Source organism: Pseudomonas oleovorans subsp. oleovorans, from assembly GCF_002197815.1.
GTDB lineage: Bacteria > Pseudomonadota > Gammaproteobacteria > Pseudomonadales > Pseudomonadaceae > Aquipseudomonas > Aquipseudomonas oleovorans.
Map to the genome: position 1 here is coordinate 24,715 of NZ_NIUB01000015.1, position 16,743 is coordinate 41,457.

Annotated in this window: 12 protein-coding genes and 2 pseudogenes; 7 read left to right on the forward strand and 7 right to left on the reverse strand. The window is 65.0% G+C overall.

Annotated features, from left to right (window positions below; translation table 11 throughout):
- Window positions 1-248 precede the first annotated feature (248 nt).
- Window positions 249-2,289, forward strand: a pseudogene (locus PSOLE_RS10945) (hypothetical protein); the annotation flags it as partial.
- Between the two features lie 82 nt (window positions 2,290-2,371).
- Here PSOLE_RS10945 and PSOLE_RS10950 read toward each other — a convergent pair.
- Window positions 2,372-3,157: a hydroxypyruvate isomerase family protein gene (locus PSOLE_RS10950; RefSeq protein WP_074856306.1), complete on the reverse strand. Its 786-nt coding sequence runs from the start codon at window positions 3,155-3,157 to the stop codon at window positions 2,372-2,374.
- Entirely contained in the window at window positions 3,154-4,044 is an 891-nt protein-coding gene (locus PSOLE_RS10955; protein WP_074856305.1) for an NAD(P)-dependent oxidoreductase, read from the reverse strand. The genes PSOLE_RS10950 and PSOLE_RS10955 overlap by 4 nt, the downstream gene beginning before the upstream one ends.
- A 129-nt stretch (window positions 4,045-4,173) precedes the next feature.
- Here PSOLE_RS10955 and PSOLE_RS10960 point away from each other — a divergent pair, with 129 nt between their 5' ends.
- The 4 genes from PSOLE_RS10960 to phnE are packed head-to-tail and all read left to right on the forward strand — an operon-like array spanning window position 4,174 to window position 7,401.
- Window positions 4,174-5,025: a putative selenate ABC transporter substrate-binding protein gene (locus PSOLE_RS10960; protein WP_074856304.1), complete on the forward strand. Its 852-nt coding sequence runs from the start codon at window positions 4,174-4,176 to the stop codon at window positions 5,023-5,025.
- A complete protein-coding gene (locus tag PSOLE_RS10965) occupies window positions 5,022-5,822 on the forward strand; it encodes a phosphonate ABC transporter ATP-binding protein (RefSeq protein WP_003462327.1) in 801 nt (266 codons plus the stop codon). The genes PSOLE_RS10960 and PSOLE_RS10965 overlap by 4 nt, the downstream gene beginning before the upstream one ends.
- Complete coding sequence (locus tag PSOLE_RS10970) at window positions 5,816-6,643, forward strand: PhnE/PtxC family ABC transporter permease (RefSeq protein ID WP_074856302.1); 828 nt, start codon at window positions 5,816-5,818, stop codon at window positions 6,641-6,643. Before PSOLE_RS10965 ends, PSOLE_RS10970 begins: the two co-directional genes overlap by 7 nt.
- Window positions 6,640-7,401: a phosphonate ABC transporter, permease protein PhnE gene (gene phnE / locus PSOLE_RS10975; RefSeq protein ID WP_074856300.1), complete on the forward strand. Its 762-nt coding sequence runs from the start codon at window positions 6,640-6,642 to the stop codon at window positions 7,399-7,401. The genes PSOLE_RS10970 and phnE overlap by 4 nt, the downstream gene beginning before the upstream one ends.
- On the opposite strand, the pseudogene PSOLE_RS10980 reads toward phnE, so the two are convergent.
- From PSOLE_RS10980 to pap, 3 genes and pseudogenes are all read right to left on the reverse strand, one after another.
- A pseudogene (locus PSOLE_RS10980) lies at window positions 7,392-7,979 on the reverse strand (LysR family transcriptional regulator); the annotation flags it as partial. The gene phnE and the pseudogene PSOLE_RS10980 overlap by 10 nt on opposite strands.
- A gap of 237 nt (window positions 7,980-8,216) precedes the next feature.
- The gene (locus PSOLE_RS10985) at window positions 8,217-8,837 is read right to left on the reverse strand and encodes a LysE family translocator (RefSeq protein WP_003462333.1); all 621 of its coding nucleotides are present in this window, start codon (window positions 8,835-8,837) and stop codon (window positions 8,217-8,219) included.
- Between the two features lie 191 nt (window positions 8,838-9,028).
- Window positions 9,029-10,516: a polyphosphate:AMP phosphotransferase gene (gene pap / locus PSOLE_RS10990; RefSeq protein ID WP_074856298.1), complete on the reverse strand. Its 1,488-nt coding sequence runs from the start codon at window positions 10,514-10,516 to the stop codon at window positions 9,029-9,031.
- Window positions 10,517-10,650: 134 nt separating this feature from the next.
- On the opposite strand from pap, the gene mnmC reads away from it, so the two are divergent.
- Window positions 10,651-12,627, forward strand: coding sequence for a bifunctional tRNA (5-methylaminomethyl-2-thiouridine)(34)-methyltransferase MnmD/FAD-dependent 5-carboxymethylaminomethyl-2-thiouridine(34) oxidoreductase MnmC (gene mnmC, locus PSOLE_RS10995; RefSeq protein ID WP_074856296.1), 1,977 nt, complete (start codon window positions 10,651-10,653; stop codon window positions 12,625-12,627).
- Window positions 12,628-12,778: 151 nt separating this feature from the next.
- Here mnmC and PSOLE_RS11000 read toward each other — a convergent pair whose 3' ends face one another.
- Window positions 12,779-13,672: a DMT family transporter gene (locus tag PSOLE_RS11000; RefSeq protein ID WP_074856294.1), complete on the reverse strand. Its 894-nt coding sequence runs from the start codon at window positions 13,670-13,672 to the stop codon at window positions 12,779-12,781.
- A 149-nt stretch (window positions 13,673-13,821) separates the two neighbouring features.
- Here PSOLE_RS11000 and PSOLE_RS11005 point away from each other — a divergent pair, with 149 nt between their 5' ends.
- A complete protein-coding gene (locus tag PSOLE_RS11005; protein WP_003462350.1) occupies window positions 13,822-15,708 on the forward strand; it encodes a DEAD/DEAH box helicase in 1,887 nt (628 codons plus the stop codon).
- Window positions 15,709-16,061: 353 nt separating this feature from the next.
- Here PSOLE_RS11005 and PSOLE_RS11010 read toward each other — a convergent pair whose 3' ends face one another.
- Window positions 16,062-16,592 (reverse strand): cytochrome b, encoded by a 531-nt coding sequence (locus tag PSOLE_RS11010; protein WP_074856292.1) that lies wholly within the window; start codon window positions 16,590-16,592, stop codon window positions 16,062-16,064.
- Window positions 16,593-16,743: the final 151 nt, after the last annotated feature.

The window sequence follows — 16,743 nt, forward strand, 5'->3', positions numbered from 1 at the left end:
CCTGCTTTATCCGCAGCGTGAAACTGCTCAGCCAAAGCAGCTCATATCTGTAGGGAATAAGGCAAAGTACTTTTCCCACGCTAGAATCTATGGGCTTGGTCATTTTATGGCCAATGGCCAATACCCCGCTGACTCGCCGGACTGTCACTGATGGAAACGCCGCAGCCCCCGCAAAGGTAGCCACCCTGGCCGATATCGCCGACAACCTGCTGGCGCCGCCCGCGCTGCCGGGGCACAGCGTTAGCGGCGAGCAGTATCTGTATTTCACCGAACGCGATATCGAGCGCATCCTCGATAACCTCGATGGCCTGCGCAACATGGTGTTCCCGCTGGGCGAGCCGCTGGACGAAGGCGAGTGAAGCCGCATTCAGCAGTTTCCCTCTGTGTACCTGATCGGCCTCGGCCGCTGCGGCTCGAACATCGCACTGGACGTCGCCTCCCTGGTCTACAACGCGCGCCAGTTCTATCTGGAAGAGTTTCACAGCGAAGCCACTGCCACCATCGAGCAGGCCTCACGCCCCAGTCGCTGGATTCGCAGCAATCTGTTGCGCACGCCGCCCGGTATTCCTGATCGAGCCGCTGGTGATGCTCGGCGACCTGGACAAGGACATCGCCGGGCGCATCCGCTTCTCGCGCAAAGGCGAGATGAGCGGTTTTCTCGACGATTACAGCAAGATGAAGATCATGGACCTGTCCGAGGTGCATGCCGGCGGTGCCGGCAACACGCCGATCCTCGTGGCCAAGATCATCCTCAACAAGGACACCCGGCGCTTCTCCAACGAAGACTGGAAGTTCATCCACAGCTACCTGATCGACTCCTGCGGGATCAAGGCCAACCAGTCGCGCCTGTACTTCTATATCTTCAGCGCCGGCGGCGGCACCGGCTCGGGCATGGCCTCGGAGTTCGGCCTGGCGCAGCAGTTCGCCTACATGAGCAAGACCTTCGACAGCAAGACGCCGGACGATGGCGAGGCCGAACGCGAACGTGGTTTCGTCTTCGAACCGATCTTCACCAGCGGCATCTGCATCCTGCCGAACATTTCCGACCAGCGCAGCGAGATGTCCGAAGCCCTGCATATCAATGCCGGCCGCCTGCTGTGCAAGTACCTGGCCGAGGCATGGGACTTCTCCTACAACTTCGACAACGAGCAGAACAGCGCTGAAAACGTGATGCGCCGCATCCGCCCGTGGAACGCGATGATGCTGATCTCCAACGACATCATGCGTTAAGCCAAGGAAAGCGGTGACGGCAGCATCCACAACATCGACGTGACCGCCATGGAGCGCCACGCCAACCAGTACATCTCGCAGCAGATCTTCAACATCCTCACCGCCCAGGCGGTGACCAGCGACTACGACCAGAACTACTTGCGCCGCGCCGGCATCGACATCGGCGAAACCATCCGCCTCGACGCCAACGACCTGTTCATGAGCCTGGCCGGCCCGGTGGCCGTGGCTTACGCCGAATCCGTGGTGCCCGAACAGCACACACAACTATCGGAAAAATTCCGTGTACTGGACAAGGAACAAAGCCCGCCACGGCTGAACATCAACGACCTGTTCTTCCGCTCCATCGACCTGCCGCACTTCAACAAGGTCACCCAGGCCATCGAAGGCATCAGCCTGCTGCCGATCGAGTCCAAGCGCTATCGCCAGGCGCTGGAGCAGTACAAATCCAGTGGCTACGACGCTACGGAGCTGAGCGAACTGCATTTCTTCAAGAACTGCTCCTCGGTGCTGTCCATCGTCTCGCTGTCCAAGGACTACAAGCTGTCCTACATGGATCTGAACCGCCTCAAGACCCACCTCAACAACCTGTTCCCCAACACCACGCTCAAGCGCTACGCGCTGGTGATTGGCGCTTCGGCCAACCTCTCGCTGACCACCCTGATCGTCAAGAGCCCGTGCCTATCGGACGACTTCCTGACCCTGATCGTCGCCTACATCAAGCGCTGCTTCGCCCGCGACCAGTACCGCTTCGACGACAGCCTGGACGACGCCATACTCGACTTCATCGTCGCCGAGCGCTTCGACGAGGCCAGGCTCGACGCCATGCTCAACGAGCACCAAGACCCGGCGAAGATCCTCGACACCAACTGGTATGCGATCAAACCGATGTACGAGAAGAAGTAGCGCGAGCTGATCCACGACACGGAGAAATTCGTTTCGATCAATGACATCCGACTGACACGCGAAAGCGTCAAACAGGCGATCAAGTACCTGCGCGAAATCTATCGCCACCACATCGGCAAGACCCGGGTGATCTCGCTCAACGATTACGGCAAGTAGCCGCCCGCCCGCGTGGACGAGAACCCGGCGCAACGCCGGCAGGCAGGGCGGGCATAAGCATGCCCGCCCCTGCACGAATGCATCAGGTGCACTGCTGCCACTGCACCAACCAGCCCAGGCTGGCCTGCGTGCCCTCCTCGCCCGGCTTGTATTCGGCGCCCAGCCAGCCGCTGTAACCGCTGCCACGTAAAGCACCGAGCAGCGCGGGGAACGCCAGCTCGCCGGTACCTGGCGCGCCGCGCCCCGGCACGTCGGCGAACTGCACATGACCGATGCGCCCGGCCAGCAAGCGCATTCCTGCGGCCACGTCCAGCTCCTGACGCACCATATGGTAGAGGTCGTACTGTGCGGCCAGATTCGGGTGATCCACTGCGCGCAGCAGCGTATCGAGATGCTCCGGCGTATTGATCAGGAAACCCGGCATATCGATCGGGTTAATCGCCTCCACCAACACGCGGATGCCCAACGTCGCGAAGGTCTCGGCGCTCTTGCGCAGGTTGGCGGCCAGGCAATCCAGCGCCTGCTCGCGGCTCACGCCTTCGGCCAGGCGGCCGGGCAGCACATTGATGCAGGCCGGGCGCGCCATGGCGGCGTAGGTCAGCGCCTCCTGCAGCGCCGCGTCGAACGCGTCCTGGCGCGCCGGCACGCTGGCCAGGCCGGGGCCGCCGCTCATCAGATCGCCTGCCGGCAGGTTGATCAGCACCAGCGGCAGCGCGGTCAACTCCAGCACTTCTTTCAGAGCGACGGCCGGCAACTCATAGGGGAACTGAATTTCCACGCCATCGAAACCCGCCGTCATCGCCGCCAGCACGCGCTCGCGCAGCGGCAACTCGGTGAACAGCATGGACAGGTTGGCAGCGATCTTCATGGGCATTGCTCCCGCAGCATTTCCACAAGGGTGGCAGGGTCGCGCTCAAGAAAGCCCTGGCTGCCGTGCAGGCGCATCAACTGCGCGGCCAAGCCGCTCATGGGCGTGGCGCTGCCCTGCTCACGGGATAGTTTGACCGCCGTATCTAGGTCCTTGAGCAGCGTGCGTACATGCCACTTGATCGGTTCGAACTGGCTGGCGGCCATCTGCGGCGCAAGGATCTGCAGCGGCTTGGAGTCGGCGAAACCACCGGCCAGCGCCGGGGCGATCAGGCTGGCGTCGACGCCGGAGCGCTCGGCCAGCGCCACCACTTCGGCGATCACCAGCGCGTTGCAGGCCACGATCATCTGGTTGCACACCTTGGTCACCTGCCCGGCGCCCACCTCGCCCATGCGCGTCAGGCGCTGGCCCAGATGCGCCAGCACCGGGCGCACACGCTCCACATCCTCCTCCCGGCCGCCAGCCATGATCGCCAGCGTGCCGGCCTCGGCACCCGGCGTACCACCGGAAACCGGCGCATCCACCCAGCGCATGCCAGTACGTGCCTCCAGCTCGGCGGCCATCTCACGGGTGGCCGCCGGCTCCAGGCTGGAAAAGTCCACCAGCAACTGCCCCGGCCGCGCACCCTCGACGATCCCGCCCGGGCCGAACACCACCTCACGCACCACCTCGGTATTGGCCAGGCAGAGCATCACCACATTGGCATCGCGACACAGTTCGGCAGGGTTCTCCACGCGATGCGCGCCCTGCGCCAACAGCGGCGCACATTTGTCCGGCGTGCGGTTCCACAGGGTCAACGGGTAGCCTGCAGCGAGCAGGCGGCGGGTCATCGGCAGGCCCATCAAACCAATCCCGGCGAAGGCCAGGGCGGGAAGCGTTGCGGTCATCGATCAACTCCAGGCAGTTCGTATCCAGCGCGCATCTTAACCCCGGAGTCAGCGCGCGCGTGCTGCAAGCGCGTCGTTCGGCCACTATACTGCGCGCGCCTTCCCCGCTATTGAACCGGAGAATCCGTCATGTTCAAGCAAACCCTGGCGCTCGCCGCCGGCATCGCCCTGTCCGTATCTGCAGTATTCGCGCACGCCGCCGACGTCCTCAAGGTCTCGGCCATCCCTGACGAAGCTCCCACCGAACTGCTGCGCAAGTTCAAGCCGCTGGGCGCCTACCTGGAGCAGGAACTGGGTATGAAGGTGGAGTTCGTGCCGGTGGCCGACTACGCCGCGGTGGTCGAGGCGCTGGCCGCCGACCGTATCGACATGGCCTGGCTGGGCGGTTTCACCTTCGTCCAGGCACGCCTGAAAACCGGCAACGCCGTGCCGCTGGTGCAGCGCGAGCAGGACGCCGAGTTCACCAGCAAATTCATCACCTCCGACCCGGCGGTGAAGTCCCTGCAGGATCTGAAAGGCAAGACCTTCGCCTTCGGCTCGGTGTCCTCCACCTCCGGCAGCCTGATGCCGCGCTACTTCATGCTGCAGGACGGCATCAAGCCGGAAGACTTCTTCAGCCGCGTGGCCTATTCCGGCGCCCACGACGCCACCGCCGCCTGGGTGCAGGCCGGCAAGGCCGACGCCGGCGTGCTCAACGCCTCGGTGTGGCAGAAGCTGGTGGACGCCGGCAAGGTCGACACCGACAAGGTCAAGGTCTTCGCCACCACCCCGACCTACTACGACTACAACTGGACCGTGCGCGGCAACCTCGACGCAGACCTGCAGGCGAAGATCAAGGCCGCCTTCCTCGCCCTCGACCCGGCCAAGCCCGAGCAAAAGGCTATTCTCGATCTGCAGGCCGCCAGCCGCTTCATCGAAACCAAGCCCGAGAACTACGAAGGCATCGAAGAAGCCGCTCGCGCTGCCGGCCTGTTGAAGTGAGCATCGCCCTGCGTGGCGTGGGCCTGGCCCACGCCAACGGCAAGGTCGCGCTGGAAAATATCGATCTGCAGGTCAGCCCCGGCGAACGGGTGGCCATCATCGGCCCCTCGGGCGCCGGCAAGACCACCCTGCTGCGCCTGCTGGCCACCAGCCTGCAACCCACCCAGGGTGAGATCGACCTGCTGCAGCACAACCCCTGGCGTCTGGCTGCCCGCCAGCGCCAGCGCCTGCGTGCACGTATCGGCCTGATCCACCAAGCACCGCCTTTGCCACCGCGTCAGCGCGTGGTCACCGCCGTGCTCGCCGGCAAGCTGGGCCAGTGGTCAGTGGCCAAGGGTCTGCTCAACCTGTTGCATCCACTGGATGCCGCCGGCGCTCAGGCCGCCCTGGCGCGTCTGGACATTGCCGACAAGCTCTACCAGCGCTGCGATCAGCTTTCCGGTGGCCAGTTGCAGCGCGTCGGCATCGCCCGCGTGCTGTACCAGGCGCCGGAACTGATCCTCGCCGACGAACCGGTCTCGGCCATGGACCCGGTGCTGGCCGGCCACACCCTGGCCGTGCTCAACCGCGAGGCCACCGAGCGCGGCATGACCCTGCTGGCCAGCCTGCACGCCGTCGACCTGGCGCTGGCGCACTTCCCTCGGGTGATCGGCATCCGCGACGGGCACATCGCCTTCGACCTGCCCACCATGCAGGTGCAACCTGCCCAGTTGCAGGCGCTGTATGCCAACGAACAACTGCAGGCCACGCCTAGCTCCCCCGCGCCGCCGCAACCGACGCATATCCCGCGATGCTGACCACCGCCCCACGCGACCCCGCCGCCCTGCCACGCCTGCTGATCAGCATCCTGGCGCTGCTGTTGTTGTGGCCGGGCCTGAGCCTGAGCGAGCTGGACCTGGCCGTGCTGGTCGATGGCGATAACACCCGCGCCATGGGCAACTTCCTCGCCGGATTCTGGCCGCCTGCGCATGACGGCGAGTTCCTCGCCCTGCTCGGCCGCGCCGCCCTGGAAACCCTGGCCATCGCCACCGCCGGCATGAGCCTGGCGCTGCTGATCGCCATCCCCGCCGCGCTGCTGGCCAGCCGCGCGCTGTCGCTGTCAGCCGTGCATCGTGGTGGTCGCCCGACCTGGTGGGCGAACCTGGCGCGCTGGCCGGTGCGCGGCCTGCTGATCTTCCTGCGCAGCGTGCCGGAGATCGTCTGGGCGCTGCTGTTCGTCCGTGCCGTCGGCCTCGGCCCCACTGCCGGGGTACTGGCCATCGCCATCACCTACGCCGGCATGCTCGGCAAGGTGTATGCGGAAATCTTCGAGTCGGTCGACGCCCGCCCCACACGCGCTCTGCTCGGCGCCGGCAGCAGCCGCCTGGCCGCCTTCGCCTACGGCGTGCTGCCCAATGCCGCCGGGGAAATGCTCTCCTACACCGTGTACCGCTGGGAATGTGCCATCCGCGCCTCGGTGGTGATGGGCTTCGTCGGCGCCGGTGGGCTGGGCCAGCAGATCGACCTGTCGCTGCGCATGTTCGCCGGTGGTGAAGTGGCCAGCATGCTGCTCACCTTCCTCTTGCTGGTACTGCTGGCCGACCAGTTCAGCCGCCTGCTGCGCGCGAGGCTGACATGAGAGCCGGCAACCTGATCCTGCTTGCCGCCATTCTCGGTGCGGTGATCGCCTCGTTCGTCTATCTGGGCATCGACCTCGGCGCCCTGGTCGCCGGCGACAGCCTGGCGCAGATGGGCCAGTACGCCAGCGGTTTCCTGCAACCGGACTTCTCGGCCACACACCTGCAGGCCATCGGCCGTGGCGCGCTGGAAACCCTGGCCATGTCCGCCATCGGCACTCTGCTCGCCGCCCTGCTCGGCCTGGCCCTGGCACTGCCGGCCGCCGGGCGCTTCGGCGGTGTCGCCCTGCACGCCACACGCCTGCTGCTCAATGCCCTGCGTGCCATTCCCGAACTGGTCTGGGCCGCGCTGATGGTGCTGGCCGCCGGCCTCGGCCCCAACGCCGGCACCCTCGCCCTGGCCCTGCACACCGCCGGCGTACTCGGCCGCCTGTTCGCCGAAGCGCTGGAAAACACCCCACGCGAGCCGGCCGACGCCATCCGCGAAAGCGGCGGCGGACGCATGCTCGCCTTCTGCTACGGCACCCTGCCCGGCGTCTGGCCGCAACTGGTGGCGTACAGCCTGTACCGCTGGGAGAACAACATCCGCATGGCCAGCGTGCTCGGCTTCGTCGGTGCCGGCGGCCTGGGGCAGATGCTCTACGTGTCACTCAGCCTGTTCCAGGAAGCGCAGGCGGCCACGGTGATCCTGGCCATGCTGGTGCTGGTGCTGGCGGTGGATGGCTTGAGTGGCTGGGCGCGGCAGCGCTGGGTGAGCTGAGCCGGCAGCGCGATATGGATATTTTGCTTATCGCGCAACTCATCCGGGTGGCGCGGGCGCCCGACGCGGTCGAGAAAATCTGGCGAGGCGCACACCACCGGACGAATCTGCCCGACCTGCAACGCCGGGTGATCGCCCTCGGGCAGCGAGCCGATGCGCACGGCCACGTCGATGCCCTCCTCCATCATGTTCACCACGCGGTCGACCAGCAGCGCATTGACCTCCACGTCCGGGTGGGTGTCGAGATACTGGGCGATGCGCGGAATCAGGTACAGCTCGCCGAACATCACCGGCGCGGTCACGGTGAGTCGTACACGCGGGCGCACGCTGCCACCGGCGGCCAGTTCCTCGGCCTCCTCCAGCTCCAGCAGGATGCGCCGGCAGTCTTCGACGTAGCGCTGACCAGCCTCGGTCAGGCGCAGGCTGCGGGCCAGCAGCAGCGTGCCCAGACGTGCCTCCAGCGCGGCGATGGCGCGAGTGACGCTGGGCGGCGAAATGCCCAGCAGCTTGGCGCCGCCGGCGAAGCTCTCGGCCTCGGTCACTGCCAGTAGCACCCTCATTTCCTGAAACCGAGCCATCGTCACCGCCTGGTTTTCTATGGCTATGTCTGCGTTAAGTGTTGGGCGTTGGTACAAAAGCCCGTAGGGTGGGCCGGGCGGCGCTCCGCTTCAGCCCACCAACTGCGGTCAGCGTGGGCTAAAGCCCACCCTACAAGGCTCAGAGCCTTCCTAGAACCGCTTGGCAACAGCTAACGCAGACATAGCCCTTTCTATTGCATCGACACAGAGTAACCCAAGCAGAAGCGGCGCCAGGACTCAGCGCCGGCTCAATGCCAGACGCGCGGCGAACAGAACGAAGATCAGCCCCGTGCTGCGATCCATCCACTTGATCACCACCTCGCGCCGCAACCAGTGACCGAGCGGCTGAGTGGCGCCGATCAGCAACAGCGCCCAGACCAGGCTGAGCGCCACGTGAATGCCGACCAGGCCGAACGTCCAGGCAATCAGTGACTGGCCCTGCGGGATGAACTGCGGCAGGAAGGACACATAGAAAATCCCCACCTTGGGGTTGAGCACGTTGCCCAGCAGACCGCGCAGGAACCAGTTGGCATCGGGTGTGCCGCTCGCCTGCGCGGGCGCCAGCGAGGTACGCGGGCGCAGCAGCATATTCAGCCCGAGCCAGGCCAGATAGGCCGCACCGCAATACTTGAGCAGGTTGTAGCCGAATTCGGAAACCGCCAGCAGCGCGCCGAGGCCGAAGGCCACCGCCGCGCCCCAGAGCAGGCAGCCGGCATTGATGCCCAGCGCCGCGCGAAACGCCTGCTGCCGGCCCTCGACCGCCGCGGTACGCAGCACCAGCGCCGTGTCGATCCCCGGCGTCAAGGTCAGCAGCGTGGCCGCCAAGGTGAAGGCGATCAGGTTTTCGGCAAAGGGCATCGTCAGGCACTCCAGTCGAAGGACAGAGCGCAAGTATAAACAGCGCACCGTTCAAACCGTAGGGTGCGCCACGCGCACCGCCAACTACCGGTAAACCACCCGGTGCGAATCGCGGCTGAAACCGCTCCTACGGTATTCACCGCACCGTAGGAGCGGCTGGGCGGCATTCCGCTTCAGCCGCGATTAACGCTTCAATCCTTGGCGAACGCCGCCTCGATGGCCTCGTTGATGGTGCGCAGTACCTTGACCCGGGCGAAGCGCTTGTCATTGGCCTCGATCAGCGTCCAGGGCGCGATCTCGGTGCTGGTACGGTCGACCATGTCGCCTACCGCATCGACGTAGTCGTCCCACTTTTCACGGTTGCGCCAATCCTCTTCGGTGATCTTGAAGCGCTTGAAGGGGATCTGCTCGCGCTCCTTGAAACGCTTCAGCTGCGTCTGCTTATCGATGGCCAGCCAGAACTTCACCAGGATCACCCCGGCGTTGGTCAGCTCCTCCTCGAAATCGTTGATCTCGCCGTAGGCGCGCAGCCAGTCGGCCTGGCTGCAGAAGCCCTCGACCCGCTCCACCAGCACACGGCCATACCAGCTGCGGTCGAAGATGGTGAACTTGCCGCGTGCCGGAATGTGTCGCCAGAAGCGCCACAGATAGGGCTGGGCACGTTCTTCCTCGGTCGGCGCCGCCACCGGCACGATGCGGTACTGACGCGGATCGAGGGCGCCGGTGACGCGGCGGATGGCACCTCCCTTGCCAGCGGCATCGTTACCCTCGAATGCCGCGATCAGGGCGTGCTTGCGCATGCGCTTGTCGCGCATCAGACCCGATAGGCGCGCCTGCTCGGTGGTCAGCTGTTCCTTGTACTCGTCCTTGCTCAGTGCCTGGGTCATGTCCAGGCTGGCCAGCAAACCGCGATTGTCCAGACTGGAAACCAGCGGCGCGGCATGCGGTTGCAGCCGGGTGCGCTGTGGGTTGGCCAATGCCGCCTGCAAGCCTTCGAGCAGGATGCGCCCGACGGTGAGACTGCGGTAATAGTGATCGACGCCCTCGACTACATACCATGGCGCGTAATCGCGGCTGGTGCGGCGCAGCACGCGCTCGCCGTAGCGCACGAACTTGTCGTAGGTCTTCGATTGCTGCCAGTCCAGCGGGCTGATGCGCCAACTGTGCAACGGGTCGTCCTTGAGCGCTTCGAGGCGCGCCTTCATGTGTTTCTTGGACAGGTGGAACCAGAACTTGAAGATCAGTGCGCCCTCGTCGCAGAGCATGCGTTCCAGACGCTCGGCACCGTCGATGGCCTGATCCAGCACCGCGTCCTTGAACTTGCCGTGCACCCGCCCCTGCAACATCTGGCTGTACCAGTTGCCGAAGAACACGCCCATGCGTCCCTTGGGCGGCAGCTGGCGCCAGTAGCGCCAGGCCGGCGGTCGTGCCAGCTCTTCGTCGGTCTGTATATCGAAGGTGCTGACCTGGATCAGCCGTGGGTCCATCCACTCGTTGAGCAGTTTCACCGTCTCGCCCTTGCCGGCGCCCTCGATGCCGTTGATCAATACGATCACCGGAAAACGCGCCTGCTGCTTGAGCTCGTACTGCGCTTCCAGCAGCGCCTCACGCAACGCCGGTTCTTCGGCCTCGAACGTGGCCTTGTCGATACTGCGGCCGATTTCGGCGGTCTCGAACATAAAGCAACCTCCCTGGAGTCATCTTCACAGCCTAACGGAACATCCAACATTTTGCCCGCCGACACGCTGCCTTGTTCCAGCGCCACGACACCTGTGCACGGTAGAATCGCCGCACGACCCAGCGGAACCCAGCCATGTCAGACACCCATCACGCCCAGCTCGACTGGGACGAGCGCGGCCAGCCTCTGTCGCGCAGCTACGGCGACATCTATTTCTCCCAGGAAAACGGCCTGGAAGAGACGCGCTACGTCTTCCTCGCCAACAACGATCTGGCGGCGCGCTTCGCCGCTCTCGCCGACGGTGAATGCCTGAACATCGGCGAAACGGGTTTCGGCACCGGGCTGAATTTCCTCTGCGCCTGGCAGTTGTTCGAGCAGCAGGCACCCGCTGGCGCGCGTCTGCACTTCGTCAGTGTCGAAAAATATCCGCTGCATCACGACGACCTGCAGCGCGCCCTGGCCCTGTGGCCGGAGCTGGCACCGTTCAGCACAGAACTGCTGGCGCAGTACCGCGCCATTCACCCCGGGTTCCAGCGCCTGTTGTTGGCGGGTGGTCGGGTGGTGCTGACATTGTTGATCGGCGACGTGATGGCGCAATTGCCGCAGTTGGATGCGCGCATCGACGCCTGGTTTCTCGACGGCTTCAACCCGGCGAAGAACCCTGAAATGTGGACGCCCGAGCTGTTCGCCGAACTGGCGCGACTGTCGGCCCCCGGCACAACCATCGGTACATTTTCCAGCGCCGGCCGGGTACGGCGCGCACTGAATGAAGCCGGCTTCAAGATGACACGCGTGCCAGGCCTGGGCAAAAAATGGGAAGTGGCTAAAGGGCAGTTCATCGGTGAGCCGCAAACCGTCGGCAAGCCCTGGTTCGCCCGCCCCGCTCGCCTTGCTCAGGAAAAACACGCGGTGGTGATCGGCGCTGGTCTGGCCGGCTGCGCCACTGCCGCCAGCCTGGCCGCGCGCGGCTGGCGAGTGAGCCTGCTGGAGCGTCACGCGGCGGTTGCCTGCGAGGCCTCGGGCAACCCGCAGGGCGTGCTCTACCTCAAGCTCTCGGCCCATGGCACCGCGCTGTCACAGTTGATCGTCGCCGGCTTCGGTCATACCCGCCGGCTGCTCGAGCGCCTGCAGCGCGGTGCCGACTGGGACGCCTGCGGCGTGCTGCAACTGGCCTTCGATGACAAGGAAGCCGCGCGCCAGGGCAAGCTGGCCGCCGCCTTCTCTGCCGATCTGCTGCATTCCGTTGGGCGCGAGCAGGCCGAAGCGCTGGCCGGTATCGGCCTACCGGCTGGCGGTCTGTTCTACCCCGACGCCGGCTGGGTACACCCACCGGCGCTGTGCCGGCAACTGGTGCAACACCCATTGATCGAACTGCGCCCCTACCAGGAGGCGCTGAGTCTGAGCCGGCAGGATGCCCACTGGCGCGTCGACGGGCCGAGCGGCACACTGGTCGAGGCGCCGGTGCTGGTACTGGCCTGCGCCACCGAAATCGGCCGCCTGTTGCCGGATGCGAACCTGCCGCTCAAGCGTATCCGTGGGCAGATCAGCCGCCTGCCGGCCAACTCACTCAGCCGTCAACTGCGCACCGTGGTCTGCGCCGAAGGCTATGTCGCGCCGCCGCGCGACGGTGAACACACCCTGGGCGCCAGTTTCGACTTCCACAGCGACGAGCTCACACCCAGTGTGGCCGAGCATGCCGGCAACCTGGAGCTGCTGCGGGAAATTTCCACGGATCTCGCCGAACGCCTGGACGCACAGACACTCGACCCGGCGACGCTGGAAGGCCGCGCCGCGTTCCGCTGCACCAGCCCGGACTACCTGCCGATAGTCGGGCCGCTGGCCGATGCCGAGGCTTTTGCCGAGACCTATGCGGTACTGGCCAAGGATGCCCGCCAGGTACCGGACGCACCCTGCCCCTGGCTGCCGGGCCTGTACATCAACAGCGGCCACGGCTCACGCGGTTTGATCACCGCGCCACTGTCGGGCGAGCTGATCGCCGCCTGGCTGGAGGACGAGCCGCTGCCCGTGCCACGCGAGGTGGCCGAGGCCTGTCATCCCAATCGCTTCATGCTGCGCACGTTGATTCGCGGGAGTGGATCACCCAGGCAGTGATGTAGGGCGTACTCGGCTTTGGCTTTCTGCGTCGCTCTACCTCCTAGCAGTACGCCGTTTTCAGGCTTGGCATGGATCGGCGGACTGTTCGCTTCGCTACGCGCGGCCGGCATTCCCGCCCTACGACGAGCACCCAGCATTTCGATCGCCCCTATGCCCTGGCCTCGGCAAGCACCGGCTTCGGCTTACGAAACACCAACACGTTGCCCAGCATCACCAGGCCCAGGCCGAGCAGCGCCGGGGCCGTCCATTGGTAGCCCTCAAGGAATACCGAGATGTTCAGCGCCACCACCGGGAACAGTACCGTGCAGTAGGCCGCGCGCTCCGGGCCCATGCGCCCGACCAGGGTCAGGTAGGCGGTAAAGCCGATCACCGAGCCCGGAATCGCCAGATACAGCAACGAGCCGACGTAGCGCGCGCTCCACTCGAAGGCGAACGGCGTGCCGCTGACCAGGCAGATACCCACCAGCATCAGCGCGCCATAGAGCATGCCCCAGGCGTTGGTGGTCAGCGGCTTGAGCCCGGCCCTCTGCTGCAGTCTGGAGAGCATGTTGCCGGCAGAGAAGAACAGCGTGCCGAGCAGCGCCAGGCCGATGCCCAGCAGGCTTTCGCGGCTGGCCTCATGCCCGGCCAGCTCCGGCCTGAACAGTAAGCCCAGACCGACCAGCCCCAACGCGCCACCGAGCAGCACGTTGGCGCCAATGCGCTGCTTGAAGAACAGCCTTGCATTGATCGCGTTCCACAGGGTGGCGGTGGAGAAGATCACGGCGATCAGGCCACTGGGTATCCACTGGCTGGCGGTGTAGAAACACAGGAAGTTGAGGCAGAACAGGCACAACCCCTGCACCAGGCAGATGCCCTGGCCACGGCGATCCAGCGGTTGCAGGCGGCCGCTGAACCAGAGCATGGCGAACAGCACCGCCGAGGCCAGCGCGAAGCGATAGGCGATGGAAGCGGCAACGGCCACCTCGCCCATCTGAAATTTGATGGCGATCCAGGTCGTACCCCAGATCAGTACGGTCAGCAGGTAAAGCGACAGGTTCATCGACTCTCTCCCAGGACTGATCACAGTCTGGAAGCGATACTCGTCGGGCGCTTGCACAAAGTTGCGCATTTATCGCTGCGCCATCACTGCCTGCCATCGCGCTGCAGGCTTTATCATGCGGGCTTTATCCATCAGGTCATTCTCAACGCATGCTTTCTGCTGTCGCGCGCTACAAACAATTGCTGTCCAGCGCCCTCGCCCGCTACTTCCCTCACACCACCGCCTACCTGCGTGCCGAGCGCGAAGCCGCGCAGCCACGTAAACCTGCACGCAAGCAAAGTAAGAAGAAGTCCACTGGCGACAAGAAAGCCAGCGGCCGCAAGACTGACAGCGGTAAACCTGGCCCTGCCGGCATCTACCCTGCCACCCGGTTGAAGGTCGAAGACGCTCAGGTACAGGCGATGCGCGAACGCGTGGCGCAGGCGGTGAACGCCAGGCTGATCGGCGCACCGTCGGACGAACAATGGGCGATGATCCTCTGCCGTGCGCCGCTGGCACGCATCTTCGCCGGCGCCGGCTCGGGCAAGTCGAGCACGCTGGTACTGCGTGTGGTGTTCCTGCTCTGTCACCTGGAGGTCGACCCCAAGCGCCTGACGGTGATCTCCTTCACCAACGCCTCCTGCCACGAACTGCGCGAGCGCCTGCAACGCCTGCTCGACTTCTGGCACTACCCGCACGATGCACGCCAGTGCGTGCGCACCTTCCATGCGGCCATGGCCACGCTGGCCAAGGAACAGCTGGGCAACCCGCGCTGGTTCGAGCAACTGGACGACCCCAGCGACGAGCCGGACAACCCGCTCACTGGCGGGCGCTTGCGCCCCGCACAGCAGCGCCTGCTCAAGCAGGCCTACCAGAGCGCCTACGCCGACGATGCGCGCTTTCGCGCCCTGACTCACCGCCTGCTCAAGTTACCGGCCCCAGAAGAGCCGCCCAAGGGCAAAGCCAAGGCGCCCCTGGATGCCTGCAAGTTGCCTGGCGAATTCGCCGCCCTGCCGCTGTTCGAACTGCTGCACGGGCAGATCGACTTCGCCGAGAGCCTGGGGATTCGCCTCGACCGTCTGGAGGTGAAAGCCCTCGATTGCGCGCCCCGCGAACGCGACTTCATCGAGGCCATGCAGCGTTTCCACCAGCACTTCAACGCCCTGTTGCAAGGCCAGGGGTTGATCAGTTTCAACGGCGCTTTTGCGCAGCTGAGCGAGCGGCTGAGCAGCGACGGCGGCAAATCCGGCCCGGCCCTGCTCGCCCTGAGCCACCTGCTGATCGACGAATTCCAGGACATCTCACCGCAGATCGTGCTGTGGCTGCAGGCCGTGCATCGCCGCCTGCATGCGGCGGGCGAACGCATCAGCCTGATGGCCATCGGCGACGACTGGCAGTCGATCTACGGTTGGCGCGGCAGCTCGCCGGAGCTGTTCATCGATTTCGACCGCCACTTCCCCAGCCGTGGCCGCAGCAAGAGCAGCACCCTGCTGCTGGGCACCAACTACCGCAGCATCGAGCCGGTGATCCGCGATGGCGAGAAGGTGCTGGCCGAGGTACACAGCAAGCAGGCCAAGACCTGCATAGCGGCCAAGGCAATGCAACCGGGCGACCATGGCGTCAAGCTGATCCAGCGCTTCGACCTGGCCAGCGGCCTGCCGGCGCTGCTCCAGGAAATTACCGCGCAGTGCCAACACGTCAGCCAGCGCCCCAATGCAGATCGCACCGCCGTGCTGCTGCTCAGCCGGCGCAACGAGCCTCTGCAGCAGGTGCGCGCGCAGTTGGACAAGACGCTGCCGGTCAGAGCCATGACCATCCACCGCGCCAAGGGCCTGCAGGCCGAAGTGGCGATCATCCTCGACGACTGCCTGCCGGCGGACAAACACCCGCTGCGCAACGCGCTCTACGCCCAGTGCGGTTTCTTCGCCGGCAGCTACGACCAGGCCATGCAGGACGAAGCCCGGCGCCTGGCCTACGTCGCCATCACCCGTGGCGTAAGCCGGGTGCTGTGGTACACGCGCAAGGCGCAGGGTGCGACGCAGTGCCTGGCCAGCTAGAACGCCCGGCGAATACTCCGCTCCCTTAAAGCTAACAAAGCAGCCAGGCGTAGGAGCCCCGCCTCGAGGCGAAGCTTTTCAGGTCAGCGCCACGCTTAAAACGCTGGGGCTAGGCGATTGATCGGGCTCTGGTTATGACCCGGTACTTTCTACAGGCAACAAAAAACCCGCCGAAGCGGGTTTCTTCCCAACCATCCGATATCCTGTCGGTAGCCATTCCTGGCTTGGTCATCGTCCTTGATACTCAGCGATCCGTCGCTGCAGGGGATGTGTGTAGATTAGAGATCGGCTCGCAATGGCAACAGTGGTGGTTGCCGCCACGCCGTGTAAGCCTTTTGCCATACCACCCTGAGTCAGCGACCGATCATGCGCGCCAATACATCCTCACCGCCCTGACGGCGATGGACAAAGGCCATGGCGGCATGGCCAATCACCATGAACAGCAACAGCCAGCCCAGGTTGCCATGCAACAGGCCAGCTGGAGCAATCATCCACTCGATCTTGCCGTCAAAACCGGGCATGATGGTCATGCCGAAGGCGACGAACTCGCGGCCCGAGCCGTACTGGCGTAGCAGCGCGACAAAGGGAATCACGAACAGCAGGCCATACAACGCCAGATGGCCGACGCGTGCCAGTGTGCTGACTGGCGCCGGCCGGCGGCTGCTGTTGTACAGCGCCCAGAGCAGGCGAATCACCACCAGCACCATGAGCAACAGCCCGGTCGCCTTGTGCGTACCCCAGAGGAATTTATCCAGCGCGCTGTCTTCCATCAGGGCATGCGCCAGTACGGTCAAGAATTGCCACCCCAGCAAAACGGCCATACCCCAGTGCAGCCAACGTGTAACCGCACCATAGCGCTGCGCGGAATCATGCAGATTCGACATCGTGGTTCCTCTCCAATGTCATGTACGAAAACGGTGTTCGGGCCAGACGGCGGAATGCCCCATCCGAGGCAAAGACCCGCCCCAGACGCAATGGTGCCGCGCAGCAGAGCGTTGATGCGCCTATAGATGTTAGCGGGTGTGTCAGAAGGGC